Annotated in this window: 4 protein-coding genes; all 4 read left to right on the top strand. The window is 67.6% G+C overall.

Annotation, left to right across the window (positions count from 1 at the left end):
- Window positions 1-299: diguanylate cyclase (locus tag P3W97_RS10850; protein WP_300846635.1), on the top strand; the 299-nt coding region annotated here is incomplete at its 5' end.
- A 16-nt stretch (window positions 300-315) separates the two neighbouring features.
- The gene (locus P3W97_RS10855; RefSeq protein WP_300846636.1) at window positions 316-1,296 is read left to right on the top strand and encodes an ABC transporter substrate-binding protein; all 981 of its coding nucleotides are present in this window, start codon (window positions 316-318) and stop codon (window positions 1,294-1,296) included.
- Window positions 1,297-1,421: 125 nt separating this feature from the next.
- Window positions 1,422-4,076 (top strand): EAL domain-containing protein, encoded by a 2,655-nt coding sequence (locus P3W97_RS10860; RefSeq protein ID WP_300846638.1) that lies wholly within the window; start codon window positions 1,422-1,424, stop codon window positions 4,074-4,076.
- Window positions 4,073-5,399: DNA primase (gene dnaG / locus P3W97_RS10865; protein WP_300846640.1), on the top strand; the 1,327-nt coding region annotated here is incomplete at its 3' end. The genes P3W97_RS10860 and dnaG, both read left to right, overlap by 4 nt.

Genomic DNA, 5,399 nt, shown 5'->3' on the forward strand with positions numbered 1-5,399 from the left:
CGGATGTCGCCCGGCGCAGTCTGCGTCCACAGGACACCATCGGCCGCTACGGGGGAGAGGAATTCATCATCATCCTGCCCGACACCACGACCGATGAAGCCGCCGGTGTCGTGCAACGGCTGCAGCGCGACCTGAGCGCCCACCTGTTCTTGCAGGGCGAGCAAAAGGTGCTGATCACCTTCAGCGCGGGGGTGACCGAACTGCAGCACGATGAGCCGGTGGACGCCGCCATCGCCCGTGCCGACGCGGCGATGTATCGCGCCAAACGCGCCGGCAAAAACCGCGTCGTGACGGGCTAGTGGGCGGGGAGTCGGGATGCGCCGCCGAACTTGGCTGCGTCAGAGCGCCGGATTCGCGGTCGCGGCAACGTCGGCGCCGTGGTTGCTTGGCTGCAGCGACGAGCCGCGACTGACCGTGGCCTTTCACCCCTGGCCGGGCTATGCCCCGTTACACCTGGCGGATCACTTGGGCTGGTGGGAGGATGGGCCGCTTGCCGCGCGGCGCACCGCGTCGGCGTCGGCATCGCGCATGGCCTTGGCCGAGGGACATGCCCAGGCTGCCGCGCTCACACTGGACGAGACCCTGCAGTCCATTGCCAACGGCACACCTTTGCGCATCGTTGCCGTTTTCAACCAATCGCTGGGGGCCGACGTCGTGCTTGCCCGGCCGGGTTTCGAGACCCCGTCGCGCTGGCGCGGCGCGCGCCTGGGCCTTGAAAGCGGTGCCGTAGGCCAACTGATGGCCGACAGTTGGCTGCAACACCACGGACTGCCGTCTTCCCACGTCCAGGCCGTGCACCTGACATACGACGAGCACACGCGCGCCTGGCAGCGCGGCGATGTCGACCTGCTGGTGACCTGCGAGCCCGTCGCCTCGCACCTGCGGGGTCTCGGGGCGATACGCGTATTCGACAGCAGCCAACTGCCGGCGCAGCGTCCCATCCTGGATGTGCTGGCGGTACACCGCGATGCCCTGCGGCAGCACGCCGGGGCCGTGCGCACCCTGGTCGGGCACATCTTTTTGGCGCAACGCCACTTGCATGCCCAGTCCCTCGATGCGGCATATCGACTCGCACCCTGGCTGGATCTGCCCCGATCGCGGGTGTGGACGGCTTTTTCCGGCCTGCGATTGACCGATTGGGTGGAAAACCGCCGCTGGCTCATCGGCGATCCGCCGCCCATGCTGATCGCAGCCCAGTCGCTGTGCGAGGTGCTGCAAAAAATCCCCTTGCCAGCGACCCCGCTGCCTGCCAAGCTGATTGCGCGGCAGTTTTTGCCCTTCGAGGAGCCGCTGTGAGACTGCATCGGACCGCTCCTTGCGCAAGGGCCATCGCGCTGGCGCTGTGCCGCTGCTGGCTGGTGTTGTGGGCCATGGCCCCTTGGCTGGTGGTCGCACCCGCTTCAGGGGCCCCGATGGTATCCATGGCGGAACTGCGCCTGGGCATCTTGATCTATCGCCCCCTCGAAGTCGAGCGGCAGGACTGGGAACCGGTCATTGCGGCCTTGCAACGCCAGCTGCCGCATGTACCTGTGCAGCCGCACTGGCTGGCCTATTCGGACTTGGAGATAGCCGTGCGCGCGCGGCGACTGGACGCGCTCATCACCAACCCGGCACACTATGTCGCCCTGCGCCATTCCGAAGGCCTCAGCACGGCGCTGGCCACGCTGCTGCGGCGCCGTCAGGGGATAGTGACCGTTGGGTTCGGCGGCACCGTGCTGGTTGCAGCCAACAGCCCGTTGCAGCGCTGGCAGGATCTGCGTGGGCGGCGCGTGGCCATCCCGCACGAAGAATCGTTGGAGGGTTGGTATTTGCAGCGCCACGAGCTGCAGCGCCGTGGCGTCTCAAGCGACGCCATCGACTGGATACCGGTTGGGATGCTGCATGACCGTGTGGTGCAGGCGCTGCTGGACGGCCAGGCCGAGGCGGCCTTCGTACGCGACGGGCTCTGGGAGGCGATGGTGGCCTCGGGTCGGATCGCGCCCGGGCGCCTGCGGGTGCTGCAACGGCAGGACTTGCCGGGCTACCCTGTCGCCGTCAGCACCCCGCTGGTGCCCGAGTGGCCGGTAGCCGTCCTCCCCCATGTGGATGACGATGTGCGCCGCCAGCTGACCTTGGCGCTGCTGCTCATCCGCGACGACGCAGCGCTGGCCACTGGGGCCATCGCGGGCTTCGTCCCACCACAAGGCTACGCGGCAGTGGAGAACCTGCTGCGCGGTTTGCGTGTACGTCCCTTCGGTGTGCCACAGCTGACCTGGAGCGAAACGATGCGGGCCAACGCCAAGCCGCTGGCACTGATCGCCAGCGCCGTGCTGACGCTGCTGCTCTTGATGCTGATCTTGCTGGCCCAAAAGCGGCGGCTGCGCCAGTCGCTGCGGGAAAACACCGCCTTGCTCGATGAGCTGAGCATGCTGGCCAAAACATTCGACAGCAACCAGGGTGTGCTGATCACCGACGCGCAGGGCCGCATCATGCGGGCCAATCGCGCCTTCGAGGCGATCACCGGCTACACCGCGGCCGAGTCCATCGGTCACACCCCGGGTGAGCTGCTGCATTCGGGGCATCACGATGCGGCGTTTTACCGCACGATGTGGCAAGCCTTGATCGAGCACGGCCGCTGGGAAGGCGAGATCCGCAACCGCCGCAAGGACGGCAGTATTTATCCCGAATGGCTCAGCATCAGCGCCGTGGGCGACGCCAGTGGCCGGACCCGCTACTATGTGGCGGTTTTCTCCGACCTGACTTGGCGCAAGCAGGCCGAAGCGCAGATCGAAAATCTCGCCTTCTTCGACCCCCTGACGGGCCTGGCCAACCGCCGACTGCTGCTGGACCGGATGCAGCAAGCCCTCAGCCAAGCTCGGCGTAGCGAGCGCTGGGGAGCCGTGCTGTTCGTCGATGTGGATCGCTTCAAAACGATCAACGACACCCTGGGTCACGACGCCGGCGATGCCGTGCTGCGCGCAATTGGCGAGCGTATTCGTGCCGCGGTACGCGAGCAGGACACGCCGGGCCGGCTGGGGGGCGATGAGTTCCTGGTGTTGCTGCCGGCCACCTTCGATCGCCGCGACGACGCAGCGCTGGCCGCGCGGGCGGTGGCCGACAAACTGGCCGCCGCGCTGCGCGCGCCGATCCCGTACCAGGACCAGACAGTGACGTTGACGCTGAGCATCGGCATCGCCCTGTACGGCAACGACGGCGACGCGGACACCACCGAGCTGCTGAAGGCGGCCGATTTGGCGATGTACAGCGTCAAACAAATGGGCCGCAACGGTGTGGCCTTTTTCGACCCTGAGATGGAAGCCGCGATCCGCGCGCGCCACGCGCTGCAGCGCGCACTTGCACACGCGATCGAAGCGGGCGAGCTGCGCCTTTATCTGCAGCCGCAAGTCGATGCGCGGGGCCGCATCGTCGGCGCCGAGGCGCTGGTGCGTTGGCAGCGCACCGACGGCTCCCTGGTATCACCGGCTGACTTCATCCCGTTGGCCGAGGAAACCGGTCTGATCCTGCCGCTGGGCGACTGGGTGCTGCAGCAAGCCGCCGCGCGGCTGCGGCGCTGGCAGGACGACCCCCATCTGGCGGGCCTGCGTCTGGCGGTCAATATCAGCGCCAAACAGTTCCACGGTCCGGCGCTGAGCCAGCGGGTGCTTGAGGCGCTGACGCTGCATGGCGTCCCCGCGCATCGACTGGAGCTGGAGATCACGGAATCCGTCTTCCTGGAAGATCTGGAATCGGCCCGAGCCATGCTGCAGGCGCTCGACGCGCAAGGGGTGTCGCTGGCTCTGGACGACTTTGGCACCGGCTACTCGTCGCTGGCTTACTTGGCGGAGCTGCCGTTCGACGTCATCAAGATCGACCAGCGCTTCGTCGCGCGCCTGGGCCAGCATCGACGGCAGGACGAAGCCGTGGTCACCACCATCATCACACTGGGGCGCAAGCTGGGGATGCAAGTGCTCGCCGAGGGAGTGGAGACAGCGCAGCAGGCAGACTACCTGCTCAACCACGGCTGTCATTTGCTGCAGGGTTACCACTATGGCCGGCCGATGCCGGTGGAGCAATTCGAGATGCAGGCGCGCACGTGAGCATTCCCTCCGCTTTTTTGCAAGATCTGCTGACGCGCGCCGACCTTGTGGACATCGTCGGTCGCTATGTGGCGCTGCGCAAAAGCGGTGCCAACTACCTCGGGCTGTGCCCCTTTCACGCCGAAAAATCTCCTTCGTTTACCGTCAGCCCGGCCAAACAGTTCTACCACTGCTTTGGCTGCGGCGCGCACGGCAACGCGATCGACTTTCTGATGGCGCACACCGGCGCGAGCTTTCGCGAGGCGGTGCATGACTTGGCCGCACAGCTGGGCCTGACGGTGCCCGAGGAAGAGCGATCGCCCGAGCAGCGCGCGCGCGAGGCAGCGCAGCGGCGTGCGCAGCAGACGCTCGTGGACCTCATGGCGCAGGCCGCGAGCGCCTATCGCGCACAACTGAAGATCAGCCCGCGCGCGATCGAGTACCTCAAGGGCCGCGGCCTGACCGGCGAGATCGCCAAGACCTACGGACTGGGCTATGCACCGGCGCAGCGGCGCTTCCTGTCCACGGTGTTCGGCGATTACCAGGACGCGCGGCTGGTGGAGTGCGGGCTGGTCGTCGAAGACGACGGCGATGCAGCGCGCCGCCACGATCGTTTTCGCGACCGCATCATGTTCCCGATTCGCAACGTCAAGGGCGAGGTGATTGGCTTTGGCGGCCGTGTGTTGGACGGCGGCGAGCCGAAATACCTGAATTCGCCGCAGACGCCGCTGTTCCACAAGGGCGAGGAACTCTACGGCCTGTACGAGGCGCGCAGCGCCATCCGTCAGGCCGGCTGCGCGCTGGTGGTGGAGGGCTACATGGACGTGGTGGCGCTGGCGCAGCTGGGCTTTGGCCACGCGGTGGCGACGCTGGGCACTGCCTGCACGCCGGACCATGTGCGCAAGCTGCTGCGCTTCACCGACGACGTGATATTCGCCTTCGACGGCGACGCAGCCGGGCGGCGCGCCGCGCAGCGGGCGTTGACGGCCGCGCTGCCATGGGCCGGCGACACGCGGCGTTTTCGCTTCTTGTTCCTGCCGCCGGAGCATGATCCGGACAGCTACATCCGCGCTCACGGCGCCGAGGCATTGACAGCCGCGCTGGCGCAGGCCGCGCCGCTGAGTCGCTTTGTGCTGGAGGTGGCGGCCGACGGCTGCGACCTGGCCACGGCCGAAGGCCGCGCGCGCGCCACCGCGCAGGCGCGCCCGCTGTGGCAGGCGCTGCCGGACGGGGCGCTCAAGCGTCAGCTGCTGCACGAGCTGGCGGCCCTGGCCGCGCTGGAGGTGCGCGATCTGCAGCAGCTCTGGCAAGCGGCCGCTCCCGCAGGGGACGGCTCGGCACGCG

Source organism: Tepidimonas sp. (assembly GCF_029335975.1).
Taxonomy (GTDB): domain Bacteria; phylum Pseudomonadota; class Gammaproteobacteria; order Burkholderiales; family Burkholderiaceae_C; genus Tepidimonas.

Excerpts from the sequence above, each read along its gene's own strand:
- P3W97_RS10855 (WP_300846636.1), top strand. The coding sequence starts at position 316 with ATGCGCCGCCGAACTTGGCTGCGTCAGAGCGCCGGATTCGCGGTCGCG.
- P3W97_RS10860 (WP_300846638.1), top strand. The coding sequence starts at position 1,422 with ATGGCGGAACTGCGCCTGGGCATCTTGATCTATCGCCCCCTCGAAGTC.